This is a genomic window from Flectobacillus sp. BAB-3569 (assembly GCF_002270355.1).
GTDB lineage: Bacteria > Bacteroidota > Bacteroidia > Cytophagales > Spirosomataceae > Flectobacillus > Flectobacillus roseus.
Window position 1 is genome coordinate 1 of the sequence record NZ_NJFZ01000044.1, and the last position, 21883, is coordinate 21883.

At 35.8% G+C, this 21883-nt stretch carries 17 protein-coding genes and 2 CRISPR repeat arrays; of the genes, 15 read left to right on the top strand and 2 right to left on the bottom strand.

The genetic code is table 11. The features are described from left to right. Window positions 1-12: 12 nt before the first annotated feature. Window positions 13-713: direct repeats of the CRISPR family, unit length 37 nt; unit sequence CTTCCAAAGTAACTTCCAGTAGAATAAGGATTGAAAC. Window positions 714-1135: 422 nt separating this feature from the next. From BWI92_RS25805 to BWI92_RS25845, 9 genes are all read left to right on the top strand, one after another. Continuing rightward, window positions 1136-1807: a CRISPR-associated endonuclease Cas6 gene (locus BWI92_RS25805; RefSeq protein WP_095168424.1), complete on the top strand. Its 672-nt coding sequence runs from the start codon at window positions 1136-1138 to the stop codon at window positions 1805-1807. 46 nt (window positions 1808-1853) lie between these two features. After that, entirely contained in the window at window positions 1854-3059 is a 1206-nt protein-coding gene (cas10, locus tag BWI92_RS28545) for a type III-A CRISPR-associated protein Cas10/Csm1 (protein WP_095168426.1), read from the top strand. Then, window positions 3035-4426 (top strand): type III-A CRISPR-associated protein Cas10/Csm1, encoded by a 1392-nt coding sequence (gene cas10, locus BWI92_RS28550; RefSeq protein ID WP_255406906.1) that lies wholly within the window; start codon window positions 3035-3037, stop codon window positions 4424-4426. Before cas10 (BWI92_RS28545) ends, cas10 (BWI92_RS28550) begins: the two co-directional genes overlap by 25 nt. Window positions 4427-4473: 47 nt before the next feature. Continuing rightward, window positions 4474-4833, top strand: a complete 360-nt coding sequence (gene csm2, locus BWI92_RS25820) for a type III-A CRISPR-associated protein Csm2 (protein WP_095168432.1) — start codon at window positions 4474-4476, stop codon at window positions 4831-4833. A gap of 30 nt (window positions 4834-4863) precedes the next feature. After that, on the top strand, window positions 4864-5550 hold the full coding sequence (gene csm3 / locus BWI92_RS25825; RefSeq protein ID WP_095168435.1) for a type III-A CRISPR-associated RAMP protein Csm3: 687 nt from the start codon (window positions 4864-4866) through the stop codon (window positions 5548-5550). Further along, entirely contained in the window at window positions 5550-6563 is a 1014-nt protein-coding gene (gene csm4 / locus BWI92_RS25830; protein WP_095168437.1) for a type III-A CRISPR-associated RAMP protein Csm4, read from the top strand. Before csm3 ends, csm4 begins: the two co-directional genes overlap by 1 nt. Further along, window positions 6560-8104 carry a type III-A CRISPR-associated RAMP protein Csm5 gene (gene csm5 / locus BWI92_RS25835; RefSeq protein WP_095168440.1) on the top strand — a complete coding sequence of 515 codons (1545 nt, stop codon included), beginning with the start codon at window positions 6560-6562 and terminating at the stop codon, window positions 8102-8104. Before csm4 ends, csm5 begins: the two co-directional genes overlap by 4 nt. Window positions 8105-8106: 2 nt before the next feature. Continuing rightward, a complete protein-coding gene (locus BWI92_RS25840) occupies window positions 8107-9435 on the top strand; it encodes a hypothetical protein (RefSeq protein ID WP_095168443.1) in 1329 nt (442 codons plus the stop codon). A 366-nt stretch (window positions 9436-9801) separates the two neighbouring features. Next, window positions 9802-10812 carry a YhcG family protein gene (locus tag BWI92_RS25845; protein WP_176464545.1) on the top strand — a complete coding sequence of 337 codons (1011 nt, stop codon included), beginning with the start codon at window positions 9802-9804 and terminating at the stop codon, window positions 10810-10812. Between the two features lie 28 nt (window positions 10813-10840). Here BWI92_RS25845 and BWI92_RS25850 read toward each other — a convergent pair whose 3' ends face one another. Continuing rightward, window positions 10841-11695 carry a YafY family protein gene (locus BWI92_RS25850; RefSeq protein WP_176464546.1) on the bottom strand — a complete coding sequence of 285 codons (855 nt, stop codon included), beginning with the start codon at window positions 11693-11695 and terminating at the stop codon, window positions 10841-10843. A 336-nt stretch (window positions 11696-12031) separates the two neighbouring features. On the opposite strand from BWI92_RS25850, the gene BWI92_RS25855 reads away from it, so the two are divergent. Continuing rightward, window positions 12032-12835 carry a hypothetical protein gene (locus tag BWI92_RS25855; protein WP_141234937.1) on the top strand — a complete coding sequence of 268 codons (804 nt, stop codon included), beginning with the start codon at window positions 12032-12034 and terminating at the stop codon, window positions 12833-12835. A gap of 85 nt (window positions 12836-12920) precedes the next feature. Continuing rightward, a complete protein-coding gene (locus tag BWI92_RS25860) occupies window positions 12921-13418 on the top strand; it encodes a GreA/GreB family elongation factor (protein ID WP_095168450.1) in 498 nt (165 codons plus the stop codon). Window positions 13419-13518: 100 nt separating this feature from the next. On the opposite strand, the gene BWI92_RS25865 is transcribed toward BWI92_RS25860, so the two are convergent. After that, complete coding sequence (locus tag BWI92_RS25865; RefSeq protein ID WP_095168452.1) at window positions 13519-14535, bottom strand: YafY family protein; 1017 nt, start codon at window positions 14533-14535, stop codon at window positions 13519-13521. Between the two features lie 131 nt (window positions 14536-14666). Between BWI92_RS25865 and BWI92_RS25870 the strand changes: the two genes are divergently transcribed. From BWI92_RS25870 to cas1, 4 genes are all read left to right on the top strand, one after another. After that, window positions 14667-16007: an ATP-dependent RecD-like DNA helicase gene (locus tag BWI92_RS25870; protein ID WP_255406907.1), complete on the top strand. Its 1341-nt coding sequence runs from the start codon at window positions 14667-14669 to the stop codon at window positions 16005-16007. A 151-nt stretch (window positions 16008-16158) separates the two neighbouring features. Further along, window positions 16159-17418: a hypothetical protein gene (locus BWI92_RS25875; protein WP_095168456.1), complete on the top strand. Its 1260-nt coding sequence runs from the start codon at window positions 16159-16161 to the stop codon at window positions 17416-17418. 99 nt (window positions 17419-17517) lie between these two features. Continuing rightward, window positions 17518-18360 (top strand): hypothetical protein, encoded by an 843-nt coding sequence (locus BWI92_RS25880; protein WP_095168459.1) that lies wholly within the window; start codon window positions 17518-17520, stop codon window positions 18358-18360. A gap of 211 nt (window positions 18361-18571) precedes the next feature. Next, window positions 18572-20433: direct repeats of the CRISPR family, unit length 37 nt; unit sequence GTCAGAGCAGTACTTCCAGAAAAACAAGGATTAAGAC. A 404-nt stretch (window positions 20434-20837) separates the two neighbouring features. Further along, window positions 20838-21848 (top strand): CRISPR-associated endonuclease Cas1, encoded by a 1011-nt coding sequence (cas1, locus tag BWI92_RS25885; protein WP_176464547.1) that lies wholly within the window; start codon window positions 20838-20840, stop codon window positions 21846-21848. The last annotated feature ends 35 nt before the right edge of the window (window positions 21849-21883 follow it).

Sequence of the window (21883 nt, forward strand, 5' to 3'; positions counted from 1 at the left end):
GCAAGCAATGATCTTCCAAAGTAACTTCCAGTAGAATAAGGATTGAAACATCAAATATTTTCCATATTTCTAAAAAAATAATAGCTTCCAAAGTAACTTCCAGTAGAATAAGGATTGAAACCTGGAGAAAACCTAAAGCAAAGAGATAATGAATTAGACTTCCAAAGTAACTTCCAGTAGAATAAGGATTGAAACAGAGATTGACGTTACGTTAAGAACGAACCCTGCGAGACTTCCAAAGTAACTTCCAGTAGAATAAGGATTGAAACACACTGAATCATCATTACCACAACCAACTGTAAGTTCTCTTCCAAAGTAACTTCCAGTAGAATAAGGATTGAAACTAAAATGATGAAAGAGGGTGTTGTTACCTTCTTTAACTTCCAGAGTAACTTCCAGTAGAATAAGGATTGAAACGAAGAAAGAAAAGAAAGAACAACCTGATCCTGCTGATGCTTCCAGAGTAACTTCCAGTAGAATAAGGATTGAAACTCAGCTCGTGAGGAAATTGAGCCACAATTGCTTGATCCTCCAGAGTAACTTCCAGTAGAATAAGGATTGAAACCGAGTTTGAGTTGTTTTACCAGCTTCGATTGCAGATCTTCCAAAGTAACTTCCAATAGAATAAGGATTGAAACGGTACTTTTCTGCAATATCAGCTGGTGCGTTCCATAATCTTCCAGAGTAACTTCCATTAGAATAAGGATTGAAACAATGCCTCTTCTTGGTCGTAGAGTTTTTCCTGAGTAACCTCCATTAGAATAAGAATTAAACCCTCCATTTCTGGTACAAGCTACCCACCCATCACAATGTAAAGTCACTTCAATTATTAATATAAATTATACTTGTACCGTTTATTAAAGTTTATTTTTAAATCTCATATTAAGTAAAAGGTACATATTGCTGTATTTTATTGCAGTGTAATTATTTTACACTAACCTTTTGTTCCTTTGTGAAAATTGATGAAGGTTAAGAAAAAATCTTGAAGGAAGGAATGGAATGAAATTTGTCAATGACCGTTTAATAAGATTTTTTAAAAATCCTGATTCAATACTTGTGAATCACAAATAAATCTTAAACATTGCGAGATGCACTTGCATTATTAACTCACCTCCCAATCACAACCTATCCAAATATGAGTTTGAAAATTCGATACCTAAAAATACAATTCGAAGCCTCTATTAAACCGTTCGAATTACCTGCCTTCCGTGGAGCTGTTATCAAATGTGCTGGTCGCGAGAACATCCATTTTCATAATCATCTCGGCGATGGTTATTTGTATGGCTATCCCGTTATCCAATACAAAATGATTGGAGGTTCTCCTTCACTTATCTGTGTCGACTATGGCGTTGATGAGGTTCATCATTTCTTCGAGAAAAACCGTAGTAAAGTTACCATCTCTGATCGAGAGGTTTCATTAGCCGTAAAAAGCATCTCGATGCAACAATATCAGATGCAAGTTTGGGAAAACACCTTTGATTATAGACTCAAAAACTGGTTAGCCATCAACCAAGAGAATCACAAAAAGTATAATCAACTCAGCAATGACATTGATCGGATTACCTTTTTAGAAAAAGTTTTGGTCGGCAATATCCTCTCTTTTGCCAAAGGAATCAAATGGTTTATCGACAAAGAAGTCAAAGTGCGTATAGACAGTATAGTGAGCACTCGAACTGTCCCTTACAAAGAACAACGCCTCTTAGCCTTCGACATCAATTTCAAAACAAACGTCTTCTTACCAGACCATTTAGGTATTGGGAAAGGAATTAGTTTGGGCTTTGGAACGGTGACTCGGGAGAGGAAATAAGGAGAAATAGTTGACATGAGATTCTAAGAACATAAATACAAAATATATGAATGAGCTTAAGCGACAACAAATTTATTTGGCAGCTTTATTACATGACATAGGTAAGTTTTACCAGAGGGCGGATGTATCATATTACAACTCCACTCATTTGGCAAAATATCCTTTTGTTGTTAAGAATGCTGATAATATTTGTCCTACTTCCCAAGAAGGTTATTTTAAGTATCAACACGTTATTTGGACTCAACTATTTTTTGAGGAAAACTTAGCTTTATTTGAAAAATTAGGCGTGTATGATAGAAGTAGTTCAGACAATTTAGTAAATGTGTCTATTTATCACCACAAGCCTACATCAAAATTACAGGCTTTTATTCAATTAGCGGATTGGTGGGCAAGTGGAATTGATAGAACAACCTCCGAATATCAAGAAGAAGACAAAGTAAAAAGAGGGAAACTTAAATTTAAAGAAGAACCTTTAATCAGCATTTTTGGAAATTTATTGGTTAATAATAAAGAAAACAAAGCCAGTAAAACGGCTTTTAGTTTACGTAAATTATCATTAAACAGAATTTTTCCAACAGCAGAAAAATATCAAACAGGCGTTTCTCAAGCCGAATACGCAGAGCTATGGCATGAGTTCAATAATGAGTTTAAGACTTTACCTATAGATTCGCTTGGTGTATTCAACACTTCTTTACATTACTTGCTTAAAAAGTATTGTTGGTGTATTCCTGCATCGACGATTGACTTTGCTGATAATAGCTTATTTGACCATTTAAAAATAACGGCTGCAATAGCTCAATGTTTATACGACTATCATTCTGAATACACTACGGCTTTCAATTATGATAAAAAACTTATACTTCAAAAAGGGCATTCACCTTTATTACTCTTATGCGTAGATACTTCTGGTATTCAAAAGTTTATTTATGACATTTCATCTAAATATGCTTCCAAAAGCTTAAAAGGTCGTTCCTTCTCACTTCAATTAATGTTAGACGAAATTGCAAGCGAAGTGATTCGTATTACCAAAACTACCCTAAGTCATATTATTTATAGTAGTGGGGGAAAGTTTTTTATGTTACTTCCAAATACGACCGAAGTAAAGAAGGCACTCACTGAAATAGAAGAGAAAATTAAAAAAGAACTTTGGGAGAAGTACAAAGGCAATATTTATGTGTGCATAGGCTTTGAAGCTTTTGCTTTTGACTTGAAAAAAAATCTGTCATTATCGAAAATGAACACAAAACTTTAGGAGACTTATGGAAAAAAGTAAGTGAAAAAACGGCTGAAAAAAAATACCAGAAGTTTAAAAATCTATTACTTGATGATTTCGACAATCTATTTAATGATGAAGGTTTTGGTCAAGGAGGACAAAGTGCTATTTGTTCAGTAACTGGTGAAGAAACGGAAAAAGTCACAGAAATAGATGAAGATGTAAAAATTTCCCCTCAAGTACAAGAACAAAAGGAAATCGGACAAGCCTTAGCAAAAAATGACTATATCATATTTTCAAACCATCGTCAGCCAAACTTAAAGGTTAACAGTTATGGGTCTTTAGTTGGTCGAAACTATTGGTTATTGACAAACAAAGATTTAGTACAAACTGAAAATACAGAAGTATGCTTGACGGTAAAAATTGAGATAAACTTTATCAAACCACAAAGTACAAGTACAAAAAATATCGCATACTCTTACCGTTTTTATGGTGGTAACGAAGTTGCTTTTGATAAAAAGGGGAAAGCAAAAAACTTTGAGCAATTGGCTGGAATAGATAGAGAAGACAATGAAAATGATAATTCTCCCATTGTGAAAAGCGAATGTACTGGTTCTTTCAACAGGCTGGCAATTTTACGCATGGATGTTGACGGCTTAGGGCAAATTTTCATCAAAGGATTTAATAAAGAAACTGCTTCTTTTTCTGCTTATGCTACATTGTCGGGACAATTAGACTGGTTTTTTAGTGGTTACTTAAATACGATTCGTTCAAAAGAAGATTACAAAGATTGGGTAAATATTATTTATTCGGGTGGAGATGATGTTTTTGCTGTAGGACGTTGGGATAAAACCATTGCTTTTGCCGAAGAAATACAAAGCGAATTTAAGCTATTTACTGGACGAGAAGATATAACGGTTTCGGCTGGTATTAGCATTGTTACACCAAAATTTCCTATTGCCAAAGGAGCAGATTTAGCTGGTGAAGCCGAACATTTAGCAAAAGACTTTAAACGACTTGATAAAAGAGAAAAAGATGCCTTGTGTCTTTTTGGTATTGCTGTGGGTTGGGAAGAATTTAAAATAATCAAAGATATTAAAGACTTTTGGCTCGAACACTTAGAGGGAGAAAATCCAATTCTTTCTCGTGGTTTACTACAAAAAGTATTTACATGGTATGCAATTTCTAAAAGAAAAGACAAAAACGAAAATCCCAATCTATCTTGGAAATGGAATACGGCTTATTCTTTGAAACGCTATGAAGTAAAAGACAATAAGAAAAAAAATGATGCTTTAAAAATGATTGAAATAGCCTTGCTATGCAATCAATTTGGAGGTAAACCAATTCGATTTGATGTATTTGTGGTAGCCTCTCGTTGGGCTGAATTGATTTTAAGAGATAAATAAATGAAGTAAATATTACATAAATATTTTGATTTAAAGAAGCAATTAATATGAAACAAACTTTAGAAGATATGCTATCCAATGGCATAAAAGACCTTAGTGCATTAGAAGACTTAGGTAAGGATTTAAAAGAGATTAAAACTACTCAGATTAGAAAATTTTTTGGCTCGATGAGACAAATTCAAGCAGACTTTGGTAACCGAAGTGGTGAGATTATTATGCTTGAACCTCGTTTAGCTTACGCAAAAGGAAAAGCAAAAAAGGAAAGTCAACCCGGGCTTGATAAATTGTATAAATCTTTAAGTCCCCTCATAAAAAAAATAGATAACGATAAAGCAAAGTTTGATTCGTTTGTGAGAATTGTAGAAGCCATCGTTGCTTATCATAAATATTATGGAGGTCAAGAATAATCCTTTAAAACCCAACTTAATTTTAATAAAATGAAACTCGTAGAAAAAATCATCATAAAAGGTACTTTAACCTTATTGTCTGGCTTACACATTGGCGATAGCAAAGAAAATGTAGAAATCGGTGGCGTTGATAGTCCCGTAGTTCGAAGAAAGGATAATAATCAACCTTATATTCCGGGTAGTTCACTAAAAGGGAAAATCCGAAGCCTTTTAGAAGTAGCTATGGGAGAAGGTATTAACTCAAAAGGAGAGACTTCTTTTGATTATGATAATTATTCCACTGATAATGGAAAATTATTAGCTACGCTTTTTGGCTCTGCGGGAAACAATGGAAAACCTTCTCGTTTACTTGTTAGAGATGCTTCAATGACTGAAAAAAGCAGTAAAGCTTTTTATGACTCGGAGTTTACTGATATGCCTTATACGGAAGTAAAATTTGAAAATGTAATTAATCGTCTTACAGGAACAGCAGAACATCCTCGCCAAATTGAACGTGTGCCTGCTGGGGCTGTATTTAACATTGAATTTGTTATTAACGTAATGGACGATGCCGATGCTAATAAATTCATTGCTCTATTAAAATCTGGTATCGAATTATTAGAGGATGATTATTTAGGAGGAAGTGGTACACGTGGTTATGGTCAGGTGAAAATTGAAACAGACATAGATTCTCCTAATCGGAAAACAGTAGATACTTACCTAAACGGTTTAGCGTAATGAAAAAAAGCCTTGATGTTATATATTTTGAGTTTACGACCCCACTCCATATCAGCAATGCTCGTGCTGATTATGGAGTGAGTGAGCGAACGATTCATTCCGATACGCTTTATGCTGCCATTATGCAATCGTGGGCATTTTTAGGTAAGGAAGAATGGATAACCAAAGAAGTAAGCTTTACGCTCAGTAGCTTGTTTCCTTATACTATTGATAAAACAACCAAACAGAAAGTTCACTTTTTTACTAAACCGTTTTTTCAAGCTCCCAGAAATAGCTCAACGGAAATGGCAACGGAAGATGCAAAAAAATTCAAAAAGATAAAGTATGTTGATACTTTTCATTTTGAAAAATACATCAACAAACAAGCTATTGATACGGGTGTAGATGCAATAAAAGGCAATTACCAAGTAGCAAAAAACATCAATATCAATCCTAACTTTATCAGTTCGGAAGTTCAACCTCGTATCATAAGACCAAGAAATGAATCGGAAGATACAAAGCCATTTTATGCTGAGAAGCTGTTTTTTGAGAAAGGTTCAGGAATGTACTGCTTATGTAATTTTGAAAATGAACAAACAAGAAATCGAGTAAAGGCAGCCTTGGCGTTATTAGCAGACAATGGTTTAGGCACTGACCGAGGTATTGGTAATGGTTGTTTTAATCTATCCTTTGGTAAAATTACGTTAGATATTCCTAATAGCAGTCAGTTTGCCATGAACCTATCACTTTTTTGTCCCGAAAGTAAAGAGGCTTTAGTTTCATTACTGAATGATGAAAAAGTACGTTACGAAATCACCAAACGTGGTGGCTGGATTTCTGAACCTCACAATACTTATCGTAAACGTTCAATTTATATGTTTCAAGAAGGTTCTGTATTTAGCCGAACAAGTACTACTATTTTTTCAATGGGTAAAACAGTGAATTTAAAACCTTCAAATGAACTATTACCTACAAAGATTGATAATCCTATATGGCGAGTTGGTAAATCACTTTTTATCCCTGTTTTGATATGATAAAGGTAAAAGATAGCATCGTTTCTCAAACGTTTGAAGTAGAAATCCTTACACCTACACATATTGGAGGTGCAAGTGAAAACCATTGGCAAAATGGCTTAGATTTTATTATCAAAGACGATAAAACTTGGATTTTAGATTTTAAAGAACTATCTAAGTTTATTGATAGCTCTCAATTAGCCATTATTCTATCTCGTGCAGATACAACTCAAACGCTTGAAAAGAGCTTAGATGCTAAGAAAGTCCAAGAAGCATCTTGGAAAAGCTTTGATGCTAATATGAATAGTTTAGACATCAAACGCCATATTTTTAATGGATTTGATGGAAAACCTTATATTCCAGGTAGTTCAATCAAAGGAGCGATTAGTTCTATTCTGCTAAATTATTTTTATAGAAATAGCACACAAGTATTTCAAAAAAACGGTAAAGTTTCAGAGCAAGTCTTAGGAAATTTTGAAAACTCCGTTATGCGATTTTTCCAATTCACGGACATTCATTTTACAGACACTTTTTTGACTAATACAAAAATATTTAACCTTCAAAAAAATGATGGGAAAAATTGGGCTGGTGGTTGGAAACATGGAAAAGATAAAACTGATTCAACTTTTAAAGAAACAGGGTTTACCACCATTTATGAGTCTTTAAAAACTTTCAGTAGAGGAAATCTAATGCTTTCGTTTAAAAAAGGTATCATTGAGCAGTTGTATGCGGAAGCTTTGAAAAATAATAAGATTAAATTACCTCCAACACATACAGCAGCGTGGCTTACTAAAAACCCAACGGAACAACTTTGCCAAATTATCAATACACATACATTAAGTATGTTGAAAAAGGAGATTGCTTTTTTCGAGAATTATCAAATTGATGATAATACAGGAAGGGTTTTATCTAAGTTAAATGACCTGAAAAACAAAGTTGAAAGACTGCAAAACAGTTCTAAAGAATGTATTTTGAGGTTATCGGCTGGTTCTGGCTTTCATAGTATTACGGGCGACTGGCAGTATGATGATTATTATGAAGTAATTGGTGTTTGGACGGAAGAGGATTCAAGAAATAAGTTGTGTAAAAAAGGTGATGTTGGAAAACAAAAATATAAATCCAGAAAATTAGCATTTGAAAAAGATACTAAGGGCGGATGGATATTTCAACCTATGGGCTTTATCAAACTAACGTTGTTAGATGAAGAAACTATTTTGAAACGCCAGCAACAAGAAGCTATTGAAAAGGAATTCGTTCAACAAAGAGCCATTGAAGAAGCAAAAGCAGAAGCCGAACGTTTGGAAAGAGAAAGAATAGAAAAAGAAGAGGCTAAGAAACCTAAAATGTATGAGGGTGCAATCACCAAAAACTTAGAGGTTGATGCAGAAGTAATAGAAAGTGGAAAACCAAACAAAGTAAAAATCTACGTAAAAGGGTATGAAGATAAAAAAATTGAAATGACAGAATCTGCTCCACAGCCTAAAGGATATGTTTGTAGAGTTGCAATGGTTATTGAAAAAGGTAAAATTCAAAGAGTTAGACATTTAAAACCCAAACAGTAATTATGGAAAATTATTTGGTGTTGACAGTTGGAACGAGAGACATTCAAGTAAATGATAAGGATTTACAAAAATCATTAAACGAGGATGAAATATTAGCATTAAAGAATCCTTACAATAGTCAATTTATGGCTCGCCCATTAGGGGAATTAATAGAACGAAATTTTTCTAAATTTCAAAACATAATCCATACACCTATAATAGCACCATTAATCCAATATTTAGTAGATTATAATATTGTTATTAACAAGGTATTTATTATATCCACAGATCAACCTCATGATGTTGAATCTAAATATCGGAATAACGATTCTGTATTCTTTGGAAAAATTATTGCAAGAATACTACGAAATAAGTTACCTCAAGGAGTACATATATCTATGAATGAAGTTCTCATAACCGAGAATGTGACTTTTTTAGATGAGATGTATAGATTCTTTAGTGAAAGTGATTTAATTAAAGAAATAGAACAAAATAATAATAGTATTAACTCTGTTTTTTTATTGAATCAAGGGGGGATCGATGCTATCAACACAGGATTGATGCTTAATATTATTAAAGCATCAAATATTAAGCTTAGACACTTTACAGTTGATGAAAGAACAAAATTTTCGTTTGAACTAGATTTTGCCAAATCAATTTTAGCGGAGAGTGAACATCAGAAAGCAAGTGCATTACTTCGTCATTATGATTATGCTGCAATTAAGTATCTATCAGTAAAAAATGAAGCAAAAGCCATAGCAAAATATGCCGAATGTAGATTACACTTTAATTTCTCTGAAGCTAAGAGGCTTTTAAATGAACTTAGCACACAACACAGGAAATTCTCTATGGAAAATATTACACAACTTAATTTACTAACATCAGATAATGTAAATAAAGACCTTTACCTCATTCGAGAGTTATATATTAACGCTAGAATTAAATTTGATCAGGAATCTTATGTAGACTTTCTTTTAAGATTTTTTAGAATACATGAATTTATGGTTCAGTATGAATTATCTAAGTATTTAGACTTTGAAATTAAATATAATACTTGGGTTAAAGATATACATGAATTGATGGGAAAAAACACAAAATTGAAAAATCATTTAATGACTTCCAAGCATGATAAAAAACCTTTAAATTTTGAGGTACTTAATATACCTACATCTTTATCCATACTTGAGTTTTATAAACACCCTGAATTTTTATTTTTAAAAAGTTTAAGAGGACTTTCAGAATTAAGAAATAAATCTATAGGAGCACATGACTTTGAGCCTGTTTCAAGGAACTTAATAGAGTCTGCTTTATTAAATAGAGGATATTCAATAAATACTTTTTTTGAAAAATAGAGAACGTTCTTGGTGTTAAATATCAAAATAATCCTTTTTTACTGATTAATGGACAAATATTGAAGCTTATTTGATTTCTAGGTTTGAAAAAATATCTAAAATTTACATTGGGGTAACTTGGTAAATATAGATCAGAAAAACGCTAAAATGGTTTCAATTTTTACATGATTTTGATATTTACGATGATGTAAAATTGGCAATATCCAATCTTCTTAATGCTTAGTATTTCATGTATATTTAGGAATCTGATTCCTAAATATACATGAAATTAACTACCTATTTAGTTATTAATTGGTTTTAAGAAAATTTTAACTTCTTTTACCTATCTACAATTCCTTATCTTTGCCAATAAATTCCATAAAAACCATGACTACGCTTTATCATTCAATTGCCGAAATACTTCGTAATACTCAACAAAGGGCTTATTCGGCTGTTAATCTTTCGATGATTGATGCCTATTGGCATATTGGTCAGAAAATCGTGGAAGAGGAGCAGCAAGGAAATGAAAGAGCCAAATATGGTGATAACCTTTTACAGCGTTTGTCTCAGGAACTATCTGATGAGTTTGGAAAAGGATTTAATCTTACCAATTTAAAGTATATTCGTCAGTTTTATCTTGCTTTTCCAATTCGTCACGCACTGCGTGGCGAATTATCTTGGACACATTATCGTTTGCTACTAAAGGTACAAAATGAAAAAGCCCGTCAGTATTATTTGCAGGAGGCTATTGATAATCAATGGAGTACCAGAATCTTGGAACGACAAATTAATAGCTTGTATTATGAGAGGTTATTAGCAAGTCAGGATAAAAAAAGCCTTTTGGTAGAGGCTCAAAAGAGCGAAAAGCTTTCGGCTCAGGATATTATCAAAGACCCATTTGTTTTGGAGTTTCTGAATCTTAAAAGCAATCATGCCTTTAGTGAACAAGCTTTAGAAACGGCTTTGATTGATAAATTGCAGGACTTTTTATTGGAATTGGGTAAGGGCTTCTCATTTGTGGCTCGTCAAAAACGCTTTACTGCTGATAACGAACATTTTTATGTTGACTTGGTTTTCTATAATTATTTGCTCAAATGTTTTGTGTTGATTGACCTTAAAGTTGGAAAATTATCCTACCAAGATATTGGGCAAATTGATTTTTATGTTCGTTATTGGGAGGAGCACTTTAAAACTGAAGGCGATAATCCAACAATTGGGATTATTCTTTGTACTGAGAAAAATGAAACGATTGTTAAATACTCTGTCTTGGAAGGTAGTCAGCAACTTTTTGCTTCAAAGTATCAATTATACTTACCGACAGAGGAAGAATTACGCATGGAATTAGAGCGAGAAAAACGATTAATCGAATCAGAGAAATCATTTCAGCAGAATGAGTAATAATGATTTCTCTGATAGGGGAAAGCGACTAAATCCCGTACTTCTTAGCCATTTCCTGAATATGTACTATCATTTTATCTCGTAAATGGCGAGGTTCGACAATTTCAAGATCCTTTCCAAATTCGAGAAGCTTCGCAAAAAGCTCGTTATTAAATCGTAGTTGGTAGGTGAATACTACGTGTGTTTCGTTAGTTTCTTTGGATAATTCTTGTTGACTATGATGTAATGGCTTGGTCCTGATGTAGTTGGCTCTAGGAAGATCCACTTTGATTTTGACACTTTCTAATGCTGCATAAGTCTCTGTTTCAGCATCATAGAGATAGGTAAATCCAATAATGTCATTGAGAAAAGCTAAGTCTCCAGCTTTTTGCTCTCTGTATTTAAAAATAGAAGCCTCATCTATCGCTAAAATTCTATCGAGCGCCAAGTTGTAGATTTTCCCCTTTTTATGTTCATAACCATACACATGCCAACGGTTATGATATTCTTTGAGCATATAAGGACTAATACTGTATGCTTTTTGTGATTTAGAAAAATCTTGAAAGTGGATTTTGAGTGTTTTTTTAGCTTTGATAGCGTTATATAATGCTATAAGGTGCTTTTGACCTGTATAGATATTATTTTGCTCAAAACTAACAATTACTTCAGGTTTGCTAGTTGAATCAATATTTATACGTTCTTCAATTTGTAAGTGAATATCTTCTAAGCCCGATATTTGTGGTAATTGGGCATATTGAGAAAATAGCGCTTTTATCTCATTGGCAAGTTTTAGTTCGTCAGGGTCTAGAAGACCATAAAGAGAAAATGGTTTTGCAAATTTATAATATCCATTAATACATGAGATTTCTGCTTCATGACTCCGGAAGAAAGCTAGATCAAGCATAATAGTGCGTCTGGATGGACATGTAGGGAGAGCTAGCTCATCCATGCAACATTTGGCTAGCTCCTTATGGGTTTTTCCTTGACTCTTAGAAAGGTGTTTATGAAGCACTTTGTACCTCTCAAACTGTTTTTGGTTTATTTTCATATCATAAAATTAGTAATGTTAAAAACTATTCTTAAAGATACACTTTCTTAAGATATAGTGTAAATAGACTGCACTAGTATACACCAACTTTGCATTCGAAACAAGTCGAAAACCTTAAACTTTTATACGACCTTCAATACTCCAATTCACACGCCTTCTTTCGCTGCTAAAGCAGCATCTATTCATTACGGTTTGCCAAGCGATGCCCATTCTTTTAGGAATGATACGGTTTTGTTGTTTGAGCCTAATGCTTCGAATGAAGTAGGCTTATGTCTCCGTCAGGCATTGAGTACGGGTAGTCTGTTGGCACTCGAAAATTGCATGGCGGATTTGTTAATGCGCGATGTCAATGGTTCGATGATTAGTCAAATTATTGCGTGTTTGGGTAGTCCTGAGTTGCGTGGACAATTGTTTGGTTTGTTTATGATGGACGAAACTTCTGCACTTCGTACCGTGAATGCTTCATACCATCATGACAATGGTTTTGAAAAATGGGTGTTGATTAATCACCCTGACTTCAAATTGCGTTTGCATGTCTATGAGGCTTCTAGTTTGATTCCGCAAGAAAATCGCCATAATCACGCTTGGGATTTTGCTTCGTATATCATAGAGGGTTGTTTGGAAAATACGTTCTATGAGTTGGATGATTTGAGTGGCGAGGAGTTGCTAATGCACTATCAATATAGTCCAGTGCAGGGAGGGGCGTATCATACGGAGTTATTGAATCCAAGTCAGCGTTTACGCCGCTCTGCCAATCTTACCTTGTCTGGTGGGCGAGCTTATTTTCTGCCTGCGACTGTGATTCACCGTATCAATAGTGAGCATACGTTTAAGCAACGTACTTCTACGCTGATGCTGACGGGTAAGCGACGTACTTATCATTGTGATTTGTTCGCCGAAAAGGAGTTTGTTCATACCGAAACACCTACGAGGGGAATGTCTCTCGATCATCTACACCATCGAATCGAGACACTTTCCTATGGTCTGACAGCATAGTAGTAATTGAGGTGGGCTTTGCCCGTCTCGATTTTTCTTCAGTTCAAAATTTTATGTTTTGTAAATCAACTTAACCGATACCATCATGACGACAATGACACAAAAGACCTATATCACCCTTCAAGGTAAAGCAACTTTGGAAGAACGCCTTATTTCTCTTGAAAAAGAACTAAAGGAAATTCAGGAAGAAAAAGCTGTGGCTTATCATGCCTCTGGCGACGGCTGGCATGACAATCCTGGGTGGATTCAGATTGGACAAATAGAGGAGCGTTTGAGCAAAGAGATTGTTTTGATGCGTCAAAAATTAGCTCAATCCGTGGTGATTGCTTCTAAGCAACGTAGTTCGGATCGTGTACAAATTGGGTCAATTGTTCGTATTTCTCAATATCATGGGACACAGGTGCGAGAAATGGTTTTGGAGATTGTAGGAAGTGGCGAAACGAATATTGCTCAAAAGCGATTGGCTTATGACACGCCTTTGGGTGCTGCCCTTATCAATCAAGAGAAGGGAGTTTCTACTACTTTTGAGGCTCCAGCAGGTTTGGTGCGGATTGATATTTTGGATATATCTCTGACGTGGTGAGTTTTGAGTGATGAATTGTGAGTTGTGAATGTAAAATTCTATGAATCAATATTTTACGCTTATTTTTTACACTCAAAACTAATCACTCCCAACTCATCATTCAACCCTCTTGGTATCGACTAAGCATTTTTGAGGCAATATCCCTAATCGTTTTTCGGAGATGCAAGGGTTCAATGACTTCTAGGTCAGCGCCGTATTCGAGTATTTTGGTAGTGAGTTCTGGATTGACTATTACTTGTAACCTAAACTCGTATTGATTGCCAGAAATTTCAATATGCTTTTGGCTTTTGTGTAAAGGTTTGGTAATAAGATACTGTGCTCTGACTCTGCTGTGCGAACGTAAGACTACGGTTTCAATCGTTTTTTCTTCAAAAACGGTAACTCCTACCACTTGATCGAAATGTTGCTTGATATTAGGATTGGGAGGAAGTAAAAATTGATGACTGGTAATTTTGAAAGACTTGATTCTGTCTAAGGCGATTTTAGAGAGATAATCAGCGGCCTCTTCCCATGCAATCAGATACCAACGGTTGTTGTATTCTTTGAGCATGAGTGGATATACCACTAAGTTTTTGAGAGATTCATGATAAGGTTTGTATTCCATCGTCAGATAATTGCCATTTCTGATATGTTGTAGTAAAGGTAATAGGTGTTCACGCCCTTGTAAGTCAACTTCCTCAAAAGCAATATATTCATCTGATTCGTTGCTAATGATCGAGGAACGTTGTTCTAATTTGAGCAAAACATCTTCGATACCTGCAAACTCGTTTGGGTGATTATTAAAGTAACGGCGAACTACGGCAACTATTTCGATGATTTCACTCGTTGCCTTACCATCCAACTCTTCTAAGAGTGAGTAGGTGTCTTTGGTTTCGTAGTAATACCCTTTGTGTTTATTGGCACGTTTGGGCAATGGAGCATTGAGTTGATCTCTGAGAAATTTCAAATCATCTCTTAAGGTTTTTTCGTCTATGCTAATCTCATCAATGCCATATAAATACTCAAGCAGCTGTTTGCTACTAAGACCAGACCTTTCATTGGTATTGCGTAGTTTTTGGTGTAAATAAATGACTCGTTTGAGCTTTTCGTAGGAAGTTGATTTTTTCTTTTCACTCATAATTTTTTTTACAAAAAATAAAATTTGTATTTGTCAACGGGAGATTTAACTATGTTGACGATACTAAGTTTGTACCATCAAATCGGGAATAGTCCCACAGGATTTAAACTTTTACGACCTTCAATAACACAATTTCACACTTCCTTCCTTTTTCTCCAACTACAGAGCAATCTTTTGCCTTGGAAACGGTTGGTTTATTTTTGAAAAGCACCGATAAGGCCTTGATACTGAAAGGTGCAGCGGGTACAGGCAAGACGTCTATTTTAAAGGCTGTCGTGAATTTTTTGAAAGACCAGAAAAAGCAAGTAGAGCTTTGGGCTCCAACAGGCTGTGCGGCTATGAACTTATCTGAAAAAACAGATTATCAGGCTGGTACCATTCATTCGGGTATTTACAAACCAGAAACGGATGAAGAGCGTGCTTGTGTGAAACTGCTTCGCAAGGTAAATCAAGTGGAAGGCGAGGTGATTTATATCATTGATGAGAGCTCGATGATTAGCAACAGGGTAGATAGTTCTGCCGATTTTGAGACCGACACACCTATGCTCTCGGACCTGATTGAATTTGTTCGTAGTGGACATTCGGATAGCAAAATCATTTTTGTGGGAGATGAGTTTCAATTACCTCCTGTCAAATATGGTAAGTATGACACTGCTCCTGCTTTGGATATGGATTTTCTGAGAAGAGAGTTTGACTTATGCTGTTCGGAGGTATCTCTGTCGAAGGTGATGCGTCAGGCCGAGGGTTCTTATATATTAGAAGTTGCCTCTGAAATTCGTAATAGTATTCGTACTGGAGGGAGGTTTTCGGAGAATATCGGTAAATCAATGTATCGTATGGAAAATATGATTGACTTGTATTTGGCGTGTTTTGATGAAACTAATCCTAGAGCAGCCGTGATTCTTAGTTTGTCAAACGACTACGCCCTCAAGTGTAATCATTTGATTCGCCAAAAACTAGGATTGACTGGAACTATTGCGCCTGGTGATATGGTGGTACCAAGCCGTAATTTTTATGGCTATCACAATACGTATATACCAAGTGGTGAGATTTTGCAGGTGGAGCATGTAGGCAAAATTAATAAAGTTGCTGAAATGGAGTTTATGCGTGTGGGTTTGAAAAGATTTAGCCATGGCCAAGAGGCCGAGATAGTGGACGTGACTATTTCTCTGGACTATCTTCAAGATCCCAAAAGTATTACCATCGATAAACGAAAGGCTTTGTTTGCATCGGCGAAGAAGTATAACCCTATTTACCGACAATCTAAGGATAGTCGTGATGACGAATATTTGTCTGCGATGCAGCTGGGTTATGCGCATGCGATGACTTGTCATAAAGCGCAAGGTAGCGAGTGGAATACGGTGTTTTTTAATACTTGGATGCCACCTAATCCTGACCTAAGATTTTTGTACACAGGTGTTACCCGTGCTCGGAAGGAGTTGTTTACCAATAATTCTCACAAGTACGCTTAAGTGGGAAAGGCTATCGATTTGGGATATCGGATTTTTGATTTCGGAAATAGAAGCTTCTATTTCCGAAATCAAAAATCCCCAATTGCTGGATGTCCTTCGTAAGCTACTCACAGATATATCTTTTTATTTTCATCTTAAACATTTTACTATTATGACGACTAACAATACTTTCGCTCCAAACACAACAGAAGAGGTTTTACCAGCAGCAGAAATGACTGTAGAACAGGTGTTATCTGCCTCATTGCCTACGCATGTGCCTGTAATAAAGGTCAACTTAAATGAGTATGGCATCGAGCAGTCTATGCACCACAAAGGCAACCCGAATGCCTTGTACAATACCTTGCTTGAAATCAGAAGTGGGCATATCATTGATGAAAATTCTGACGAGGTTCAGCAAGAAAAGCATCGGAAGGAGCTCGATGAGAAAATTGCTGTGCTAGAAAAGGAGATTGTAACCCTGAATACCGATGGTCAGCACCTTAGCGATGTGTCTATCCCTAGTCTCGAGAGGTCAATCGACGAGCTGGAAGAGGAGATTCACGAATGGAGACTGGAGCGTCATCAGAGCAAAAAGCCTACCGCTCGGAATCAGTTTACTCTTTGGCGTGCGGCAATTTTTAGTGGAATCGGTTTTGTGTATTTGGTGGCATTTTATGTGAGTGCAGTGTATATGGGTATGACACGAGATATAAGCGTAACCTTGCAGGAAATCCAGCAAAAAGGCGAAGGCTTAGGAGGTGTATTCAACGCTATTTTCTCGAAGGATGCTTTTACTACGTTTAATTTCCATTGGTTTGCTCCTATTCCTTTGTTGATGTTTGCGATGGTGCTTGAAAAACTGTATACAGAATATCAAGGCAAAAAGCGGTGGTTGTTTGTAGGGATTGCTGGTATATCGACGTTGGTTCTAGATGTTATTATTGCTTATAAAATTGAGGCAACTAACCAAAAACTACAGTTTATGATAGGGCAAGAAGGTGAAGTGTCTGCATGGTATACTAGCCCCGACTTTTGGGCGGTATTGATGATGGGTTTTGTTTCTACTATTGTTTGGGGAATCGTGGTCGCTACTTTGTTGGAGGAGCTTAGCAAGACCAACTATGAACAGGTGGTAAATCTTGAAATCGAAAAACGTAGAGATAAAATTACGGGTATTCGAGAAAAAATAGATGGTTTGAAAAAGGAGTTTGGCTTGATGATGTCAAAAGTGAGTCAATTAAAAATTGATATTGACAGGCTTTCGGAACGTAAGCAGAACATGAAGGTAAGTCTCTCTGAACTGGATAATTATGCTTCAAGGTTTTATGATGGTTGGATAAAGTTGGTGGGAACGCTTCCTAACAAACAGGATTTGCTTGGACTTTGTGAAGAAAGATATCAAGATTTTCGAAGTCGTTATCTTTCAGAATAGTGGTTGGCTCATCACACTCATGCTACTTCTGCAGGAGTGTGATGACTATAAAGTACTCCTTAATACCATCATTTTTTCATTTCTTAACCCCCAAATACTATGACAACATTTTTTTACTTCCGCCATATCTTGTTTAGTTTATTGTTTGCTTTGTCTGCTACCGTTTTGGCTTCAGCCCAAAAAAAGGAGGCTCATCATTATTTGGTTGTATTGGATTTATCGGATCGTCTTTTGGCAAATGATCAGGTCAACCGAGATAAGGCTATTATTGAGGCTGTTTTTGGGATTTTTGAGCAACAGGTTCGTAAAAATCTGATGATTTATTCTAATGACTCTTTCAAAGTGAGTCTTGTCCCTCAAGAAGGGGGCGTTGACGAACATACCTATACGTCGGGCTTGTATATCAATATGCAAAAGCTATCCTTGCAGGAAAGACGTACTCGATTGGAGCAATTTCGGAAGGAGCTACCCCTGCGCTTGCAGCAGCTATACAAGGCAGCTACCACGGGTAAAACACAGTCGCAACATTTTCGAGGTGCGGACATTTGGCGTTATTTCAATGACAATTTGACGCAGGATACTCGACAAAACTGTCAGAATTATTTATATATTTTAACGGATGGTTATTTTGATTTTGAATCAAATCGCTTTGTAGGTCAGCAAGGCAATCGTCGAACAGATTCTCAGATGATTACTCGACTTCGTAAAAATAACAATTGGCGTACCCAACTGGCACAAGCCAACGAAGGACTGATTCCTATCAAAAAGAGCTTCCCTCCTATTGTAGTACAAGTATTGGAAATTCAGCCAAAAAGTAAAGTACTCGACGAGCAGGACCTTTTAATAGCATTATGGAAAAAATGGATGAGCGAGACTAAGTTATCTCTACGACAGATTCAGCCAAGGGGAAATATTGATAAAATTACGGAGCTATTAGAGTGATATATCCCAAGAGAGCCAAGTAAAATGGGCTCTTTTTTTGTGTAGAAACGGGGCATAATAACCGTATAAATATGTATATTTGTAAAGTCTATATTGCTCTGTGACAACAAATTAGGAACATTTTCGATATAATAAATCAATGACAGAATATAAAATATCCAATATTTTTAATGTTAATACATTGATTATTAAAATGTTAGCTTAAGGGTCTGTCAGAGCAGTACTTCCAGAAAAACAAGGATTAAGACTCAACGAACATTTCGAATTGTGATGTTGTAATTTCCATAAGGGGTCAGAGCAGTACTTCCAGAAAAACAAGGATTAAGACCTCTTGATTCTTTTTCAGGATCTAAATCTCTACTAGTAGGTCAGAGCAGTACTTCCAGAAAAACAAGGATTAAGACTAATATACCCGTTACTTGCAGAATACAATTTTCCCAATAGTCAGAGCAGTACTTCCAGAAAAACAAGGATTAAGACTTTATAAAAGTTAAAGACCAAGTATAAAAATCAATACGATAAGTCAGAGCAGTACTTCCAGAAAAACAAGGATTAAGACCTCAGTATAATTAAAAGAGATTGTGATTAAACCTCTTTCTTTGTCAGAGCAGTACTTCCAGAAAAACAAGGATTAAGACTTCATAAGGGTAATTTGTTTAAAATGTTAAAAAGTTATAGTCAGAGCAGTACTTCCAGAAAAACAAGGATTAAGACCACCTTTAAAACCGAAATTTCTATACGCTGAAATCATGGGTCAGAGCAGTACTTCCAGAAAAACAAGGATTAAGACAAAAAATAATGAATATTTCTTTTTCCATAGGTTTATAGTCAGAGCAGTACTTCCAGAAAAACAAGGATTAAGACCTTTAAGAAGTTCTTCATCACTCTTATATTTTTTCAAATAAGGTCAGAGCAGTACTTCCACAAAAACAAGGATTAAGACCAAATGTATTCATTCTTATTTTTTTCATAAATAAAAAAGGTCAGCAGTACTTCCACAAAAACAAGGATTAAGACAGGTTCTTTGATAGTAGAACTAGAGTGTCTACCATTAACGTCAGAGCAGTACTTCCACAAAAACAAGGATTAAGACCTCAACCCGTCCGTAGTACGAAGCCCGTAAATAATTACTGTCAGAGCAGTACTTCCACAAAAACAAGGATTAAGACTCATGGTATTGTTTGTTTAAAATCTGAGACTGAAAAGATGTCAGAGCAGTACTTCCAGAAAAACAAGGATTAAGACAATCCAATTTTGTATTTTTTAACAGATGGGTTCGTTGTCAGAGCAGTACTTCCAGAAAAACAAGGATTAAGACAAGACGTGTAATCTATCAATCGATAAGACGAAAGACGTTATGTCAGAGCAGTACTTCCAGAAAAACAAGGATTAAGACCTTACCTAAGAGTCACCGAAGGTCATTTAACGACTTACAAGTCAGAGCAGTACTTCCAGAAAAACAAGGATTAAGACTTAGCCTCTGTGTCTAAATTAACCGTTATCCTTGGAGTGTCAGAGCAGTACTTCCAGAAAAACAAGGATTAAGACTCGTTGCTGAATTTAATTTTTCTTTTCCGTATTTTTTAGTCAGAGCAGTACTTCCAGAAAAACAAGGATTAAGACACTGTGAACACTTCTCTTCCTTTAGCCATATTGATATTTCTGTCAGAGCAGTACTTCCAGAAAAACAAGGATTAAGACTTCAAGGATTTTTGTTTCTTTGATAATTTCGCTTTGTTGTCAGAGCAGTACTTCCAGAAAAACAAGGATTAAGACAAAAACGGAAACCGTAAAACGATTCCCGTTTAATAAAGTCAGAGCAGTACTTCCAGAAAAACAAGGATTAAGACAGCCAATCCCAATCTCTTACATTTTCTTCTTCTTGGTCAGAGCAGTACTTCCACAAAAACAAGGATTAAGACTTTCCTTGCTTGTTTTTCAGTTAGAAAAATTTCAAAACGGAGTCAGAGTTGTACTTCCACAAAAACAAGGATTAAGACTGATATTATATTGGTTTTACCCAACGTTAAAAGTTTGTCAGAGCAGTACTTCCACAAAAACAAGGATTAAGGCGTTTAGATTGTGGGGATGTCAACCCCACAATTGGCAAATGTTTAAGCAGTCCTTCTACAAAAAACAAGCATTAAGACGCGTTGTCTGAATGAAGGAATGAAAAAATGAAGTACTTAGGGTGTGTGGTACTATTACAAAACATGAATTTTGATATTTCTTCGAGTGCATGAGTTTACGTTTTGAGTAAATACTGGAAGCGTAAATTAAACTTTGTTAAATGTTTTAGAATCCCCACTTCTTATATTTAATAGTTCTCTTTTACACCCTCCAAATTCCAAAATCAACTTCTTCCATTTGATATCCATCCCCATCATTTTCAAATCTTCAAATTCCATAATCTTCAAATGAACTAATTTTCAAATTAAAAAATCAGTGTAATTAGTTTACACTATCTCAGGCTACTTTTGTATCGAAATCAAACAGAAATAGCTTTCGATACAACTCAACTCATAATCAATCGCCGTGGGGCTTCGGTCTCTATTAACAATGGTAGGTTCTGTGTCAAACAGGCTGACCAAGTGATGTTTGCGCCTGTTTTCCAGATTAAGTCTATTCATTTGCACCCTGCTACGCATTTGAGTTATGAGGTGATTAGTACGGCTATCGAGAATGACATAGACTTACTGTTTATCGATCGCAAGGGCTTCCCGATTGGTCGTGTCTGGAGTAATCAGTTTGGTTCTATTTCGAGTATTCGTAAAAACCAATTGACTTTTACAGCTCATAAAAGTGCGGTTGCTTGGGTAATTGACATACTCGGTAGAAAAGCTCAAGGTCATGTGGCGGTGTTGGAATTGTTGGGGATGTTGCTCGAAAGAGAGGTACAACCTACGGTAGAACAAATACGAAAATATGCTGACAAAATTAAAGCTTGTGAAATAAGCGACGACTTTTCGGAGGTATTTGCTCAGCTAAGAGGTTTGGAGGGTTCGATGGCTCGTGTATATTTTGAGCAGTTGAGTAAACTGTTGCCTACCGACTACCAGTTTGCCAAAAGAAGTAAACATCCTGCTTTGGACGCTTTCAATTGTTTGCTCAATTATGCCTACGGGATGTTGTACGGTCATTGTGAGTCGGCGCTGATACATGCGGGGCTAGATCCTTTTATCGGAATCATGCACCGCGACGAATACAATCGTCCTGTATTGGTATATGATTTTATTGAGCAGTTTCGTCATTGGGCTGATTATGTGGTGTGTCATTTATGTTTACAAGAGGTTGTCTGTGAAGAGTTTTTTGAGGTCGAGATGGGTACGTATTGGCTTGGACCAATCGGAAAACGTATTTTGATTCAATCATTTAATGATTATTTGGGCGAGAAAGTACAGGTTAATGGACTTAGCAGAAGTCGCTTAACGCATTTGCAACTGGAGGCTCAGCAATTGGCTTCTGAGCTTAAAAAATTCCATTCTTAGTAATCAACCCTTAAACTGTTATCACCTTCGCAACA